This is a genomic window from Moraxella sp. CTOTU49097, from assembly GCF_032064105.1.
GTDB lineage: Bacteria > Pseudomonadota > Gammaproteobacteria > Pseudomonadales > Moraxellaceae > Faucicola > Faucicola osloensis_B.
Window position 1 is genome coordinate 92,778 of the sequence record NZ_DAMBOA010000008.1, and the last position, 6,257, is coordinate 99,034.

At 42.2% G+C, this 6,257-nt stretch carries 4 protein-coding genes; 3 read left to right on the plus strand and 1 reads right to left on the minus strand.

Features of this window, described 5'->3' with window-relative positions:
* The first annotated feature begins 429 nt into the window (after positions 1 to 429).
* A complete protein-coding gene (gene acnB / locus RT064_RS06875; RefSeq protein WP_313062588.1) occupies positions 430 to 3,030 on the plus strand; it encodes a bifunctional aconitate hydratase 2/2-methylisocitrate dehydratase in 2,601 nt (866 codons plus the stop codon).
* A gap of 182 nt (positions 3,031 to 3,212) precedes the next feature.
* Here the strand turns inward: acnB and dinB are convergent, their stop codons facing one another.
* A complete protein-coding gene (gene dinB / locus RT064_RS06880; RefSeq protein WP_313062589.1) occupies positions 3,213 to 4,268 on the minus strand; it encodes a DNA polymerase IV in 1,056 nt (351 codons plus the stop codon).
* A 434-nt stretch (positions 4,269 to 4,702) separates the two neighbouring features.
* Here dinB and RT064_RS06885 point away from each other — a divergent pair, with 434 nt between their 5' ends.
* A complete protein-coding gene (locus tag RT064_RS06885) occupies positions 4,703 to 5,656 on the plus strand; it encodes a TerC family protein (protein WP_313062593.1) in 954 nt (317 codons plus the stop codon).
* Positions 5,657 to 5,751: 95 nt separating this feature from the next.
* Complete coding sequence (locus tag RT064_RS06890) at positions 5,752 to 6,231, plus strand: YqhA family protein (protein WP_312539092.1); 480 nt, start codon at positions 5,752 to 5,754, stop codon at positions 6,229 to 6,231.
* The last annotated feature ends 26 nt before the right edge of the window (positions 6,232 to 6,257 follow it).

Here is a 6,257-nt window from a genome sequence, read left to right on the forward strand (position 1 = left end):
GCGGCGTTGAAGGGGCAAAAGTTTGTACAGTGTCGGTCATTGCTATGATTAATCCTTGAATTCATTTAGCAGATTTTAGGGGGTTATTATAACAGAAATCTATGCTGACGAATTTAAACTATTTTGGGATAAGCTTTGTTGTTTAAAGTACAGAGCCAAAGTTATTTTTCATCCTAGTAAAAAAAGCGACAATCAGCTCAAACGCATTTATTAAAAATTATTGGGCTATTTTTTTAAAAAATAATGGCTATGTTAACAAAAACGTATTTTCTCATTAACATTTCATCACATTTCAAGTATATTAGAAGAGTTAAATTTTTTAGCCAAAGCCATGCTGGCTAGTAGCCATTCAAAATTCAACTGTGTTGTAAAGAGGGCTTTCAGACGCATGGTTAACACAATAATCTTACATGACTATGAGGACGATTCATGCTAGAGAACTATCGTAAACACGTCGAAAATCGTGCGGCACAGGGTATTGTGCCACAGCCACTTAACGAACAGCAAACCGCTGATTTGGTTGAACTATTAAAAAATCCACCAGCGGGTGAAGAAGAAACACTTGTAGACTTATTAGAAAACCGTATTCCACCTGGGGTTGACCAAGCAGCGTATGTTAAAGCGGCATTTCTAGCGGCCATCGTTAAAGGCGAAACCACTTCGCCACTGATTTCAAAACTAAAAGCGATTGAGTTACTGGGTCATATGCAAGGTGGTTACAACGTTGAACCATTAATTCAAGCATTAGACGACAAAGAATTGGCGAAAGCTGCTGGCGACGCCCTGAAAAAAACCTTATTGGTATTTGATGCTTTCAATGATGTCACTGAAAAAGCGGAAGCGGGGAATGAAGCGGCCAAAGAGGTGTTACAATCTTGGGCAAACGCCGAATGGTTCACTAGCCGTCCAGAAGTGCCAAAAAAAGCCACTTACAAAACCTTCAAAGTCACCGGTGAAACCAACACTGATGATTTGTCACCTGCCCAAGATGCATGGTCACGCCCAGACATCCCACTTCACGCATTAGCCATGCTAAAAAATGCGCGTGAAGGCATTGTGCCAGACCAAGACGGCGTGATTGGTCCGATGAAACAAATCGAAGAGATGAAAAAAGACGGTATTCCATTGGCATACGTGGGTGACGTGGTTGGTACCGGTTCAAGCCGTAAATCAGCGACCAACTCGGTATTGTGGTTAATGGGTGAAGATATCAAAGGCGTGCCAAACAAACGTACCGGCGGCCTGGTATTGGGTGGTAAAATCGCACCGATTTTCTTCAACACACTGGAAGATGCGGGCTCATTACCCATCGAAGTCGATGTTAGCAAACTTAACATGGGTGATGTATTTGATATCTACCCACATGACGGCAAAATCACCAAACATGATTCTGACGAAGTGCTTGCGACATTTGAATTAAAATCACCAACGCTCCTCGATGAAGTGCGTGCCGGTGGTCGTATTCCATTGATCGTAGGTCGTGGCTTGACCAACAAAGCCCGTGAATATTTAGGTTTGGGCGCGTCTGACATTTTTGCAAAACCAGAACAACCGGTCGACACTGGTAAAGGCTATACTTTAGCGCAAAAAATGGTCGGTAAAGCTTGTGGCGTAGAAGGTATTCGCCCGGGTGCCTACTGTGAACCAAAAATGACTACCGTGGGTTCGCAAGATACCACAGGTCCAATGACCCGTGATGAATTAAAAGACTTGGCTTGTTTAGGTTTCTCTGCAGATTTGGTCATGCAATCATTCTGTCATACGGCAGCTTATCCAAAACCAATCGACGTAGAAACTCAGCACACACTGCCTGACTTTATCATGAACCGTGGCGGTGTATCATTACGTCCAGGTGATGGTATTATTCACTCATGGTTAAACCGTATGTTATTGCCTGATACCGTTGGTACCGGTGGTGACTCACATACCCGCTTCCCAATGGGTATTTCATTCCCAGCAGGTTCAGGTCTAGTAGCGTTTGCTGCAGCAACCGGTGTGATGCCATTAGATATGCCAGAATCAGTTCGTGTACGTTTTATCGGTGAAATGCAGCCTGGTATCACCTTGCGTGACTTGGTACATGCGATTCCTTACCAAGCCATCAAAGAAGGTTTATTGACCGTTGAGAAAGCCGGTAAGAAAAACGTATTTAACGGCCGTATCCTAGAAATCGAAGGTTTAGAAGACTTAACCGTTGAACAAGCATTCGAATTATCAGATGCCTCTGCCGAACGTTCAGCCGCAGGTTGTACTATCACCCTGTCTGAAGAATCAGTAAAAGAATACCTAACGTCAAACATCACCCTACTCAAATGGATGATTTCTGAAGGTTATGGCGATGCCCGTACCATTGCACGCCGTATCAAAGGTATGGAAAGCTGGCTTGCCAACCCAACATTATTACGTGCTGATGCCGATGCAGAATATGCCGCTGACATCACTATCGATATGAGCGCCATCAAAGAACCGATTCTTTGCTGTCCAAACGACCCAGATGACGCCAAAACCTTGGCAGATGTCGCGGGCGACAAGATTGACGAAGTATTCATCGGTTCATGTATGACCAACATCGGTCACTTCCGTGCAGCGGGCGCGTTGTTAAAAGAAGTACCTGCGGGCAGCTTAAGCACACGTCTATGGATTGCACCACCCACTAAAATGGATGCACGCCAATTGATGGATGAAGGTCTATACAATGTCTATGCACAAGCGGGCGCACGGACTGAAATGCCGGGTTGTTCACTGTGTATGGGTAACCAAGCGCGTATCGCACCAAAATCAACGGCTGTATCAACTTCTACACGTAACTTCCCGAACCGTTTAGGTCAAGGTGCCAACGTGTACTTGGCTTCTGCCGAGTTGGCGTCGGTGGCTGCGGTACTTGGTAAGCTACCTACCAACGAAGAATATCAACAATATGCTGGTAAGCTTAATAGCATGTCAGCCGATATCTACAAATACTTAAACTTCGACCGTATGAGCGATTATACTGAAGAAGCAAATAAAATTAACGTAGCACAGCTTACCTAACCATCGTTAAGTTAAGTTAGGCTCATCTAATTTTAATTAAGTAGGATAGCTTTTAATTAAGTAGGATAGCAATAAAGTAAAACCCTGCAACATAGCAGGGTTTTGCCGTTGTTAGGCTTTATATAAAAATTATTTAAAAGATTAGCTAAAAAATATCTTGGCAAAATTTGGTTTATAGTGGCTTATAATAATGGCATCTGTGGCGAGGCGTCAGCTTGCAGTAAATTTGAATAAGTCACTCCAACCAAACGTACGGGTAAAATTTTTGGGGTATGCTCATATAGCCATTGAATCCAATAATGGGCATCGGATTCTTGTTCAAAGTGGGAGGAAATACTATGAGAGCGGGTAATCACACTAAAATCGCTGTATTTGATTTTAATGGTGATGGTGCGAGCGTAACGCTGCTTTTTTTGTAAATCTTTAAACGCTTGGCTATTTTCGCGATATAGGGCAGCCACAATGACTGTATCAACCATAGTATTTTGTAAAAACGTTGTCTCAGAACCGACAGATTTATGTTTGCGTTCAGCTTTAACCTCTCGATTATCAATACCGTGGGCAATTTGGTGAAAGAAATCACCCCGTTTGCCAAAGCGTTGTTTTAATACGTCTTCCGGGGTATTGCGTAAATCCAATCCTGTAAATATACCCATGTCATGCAACATTTTGACGGTGGCTTTGCCAATCCCATGAAATTTTTTTACCGGTAAATTGGCGATAAAGTCCAATCCTTGCTCAGGTGTAATCACCGCGATACCGTTGGGTTTATTTAAATCTGACGCGATTTTGGCAAGCATTTTGTTATAAGACACGCCTGCTGAAGCGGTCAGTTGCGTTTGCCGCAAAATCTGTTGGCGAATGCGATTGGCGATTAGTGTCGCAGAATTTTTTTCATACGGGCTGTCGGTCACATCCAAATACGCTTCATCCAGTGATAAAGGTTCGACCAGTGGCGTATATTGGTGCATAATGGCACGAATTTGCTCACTAACTTCACGATACACCTCAAAGCGTGGTTTGACAAAAATTGCTTGTGGGCACAGCTGACGCGCTCGATAGCATGACATGGCAGAATGCACACCAAACTTGCGTATCTCATAACTCGCTGCTGCGACGACGCCACGCCCATTGGGATCACCGCCAACCACCAATGGTTTACCTTGTAACTTAGGATTATCCCGTTGCTCAACACTGGCAAAGAACGCATCCATATCGATATGAATAATTTTACGCATGGGTGTTAGTTTACCATCCTAACTGTGTGGGGAAAGTATTTAATTAACTTGTCAAACACAAAGACGCTAGCTAATATAAACAATAAATTCAAAACGTACTGATTGATAAATTCAATTGATAAGTCGTCGTTAATCTGCTACATTATCGCTATCAAGGGGAGTAACTTCTCACTTCAGCAGTTTGTGATTTATCGTCATTACGTAAGTAGCCGCTTACCGGTAAATCAGCTATTTTTTAGCCATATATTGCGCTAATTATCAAATAGTAAGCCAGACCTTGACTTAACACAACCACATATTTGGTCGGTGTGAGTCAAGGTTTTTTTGTGCTTAGCATTTCCCAAAATCCTTTGACTTATTGCCAACCATAGTTTGTAAATGTATACTAAGGAGCGATAATGTTACTTGCAGCAGTAAATCAAATGACAGAACCCATGAGCATTGGCAGTCCCATGCTGTATGCCGTGTTCTTTGTTATCGTAGCGATACTGTTATTGGTTGATTTTTTTACCTTTAAAACCCCAAAAAATGGTGAAGCGGTTTCAATGAAACAGGCGGGTATTTGGAGTGCCATTTGGGTGGGCGTGTCTGTGCTGTTTGCAGGCGGTCTATGGTGGTATCTATCACAGAATTTTGGCAGTGCTATCGCCACACAAAAAGTAGGGGAGTTTTTTACAGGATATTTACTGGAAAAATCGCTCGCCATTGATAACGTCTTTGTATGGTTAATGATTTTTGCGGCGTTTGCGGTCAACCCAGTCATGCAGCGTAAAATCTTATTGTATGGCGTATTAGGTGCCATCATCATGCGTACGGTGATGATTTTTGCAGGCGCTTGGCTTGTTACAGAGTTTAGCTGGATTTTATATATTTTCGGTGCGTTTTTGCTCTACACTGGGGTAAAAATGTGGCAAAACCATGACGACCAAACCGACCCAAAGCAGTCAGGGCTGTATAAGTTTTTGCAAAAATATCTGAGGGTTACTGATGATATGCACGGTGATAAATTCACCATCGTCAAAAATGGCGTTAAGTATTTTACCCCACTAGCGGTGGTGCTTATCTTGGTTGAATTGTCGGATGTGATTTTTGCGGTGGATTCAATTCCTGCAATTTTCGCGGTCACTACCGACCCGTTTATTGTCTTGACGGCAAACTTGCTGGCTATTTTGGGTCTACGGGCGATGTTCTTCTTGTTGTCGGGTTTGGCGGATAAATTCCATTTATTGCCTTATGCGCTTAGTGTCATCTTGGTGTTTATTGGCGCTAAAATGCTACTGCTTGATGTGTTCCATGTGCCGATGGCTATCTCGTTAGGCTTTATTGCCGCCGTGCTAACAGTGACAGCAATTTTATCGGTAAAGTTTCCAAATTTAGGTAAAGCATAGTTTGGGTAAAAGATAGCCCCTGTGGCAATTACAAAATCCCCATCCTAAAATTTGAGTGTGATAAAATAAGCCTTTTTGATAAAGGCTTATTTTTTATGATTGAAAAACTGTTTAAAAATAGCCGTTATTTGGTATTTCTAACCATTATGGTCAGTTTAGTATCTTCGGTCACGCTTTATGTGGCGTCCTTAAATATTATTTTTCATATACTGTCTGACTTTTTTACCAATCCCACCATCAAACCGTTAGATGGGCAAATCTTGGCGGTCAATCTATTAAAAACATTGGATATTTTACTCATTGCATTGAGTTTTCAAATGATTGCCATCGCCAATTATCGTTTATTTATTTCCAATAAACCTGCCCAAGAATCGCGTTTTCTCACCGTGTTAGGCATCAAAGATTTTCATGACTTAAAGATTAACCTGATGCAAGTGTCGATGATTATTTTAGTAATTTTGTTTTTGGAGCAAGCGGTTGAAGGTGGCGCAAATATCAATACTTTTTTATATGGTGCATCCATCGCCATGGTTGTCATTGCCATGGTATGGGCGATTAAAAGCTTGCGACATTAATCGGCAAATCTATGATTGGTTGCCAA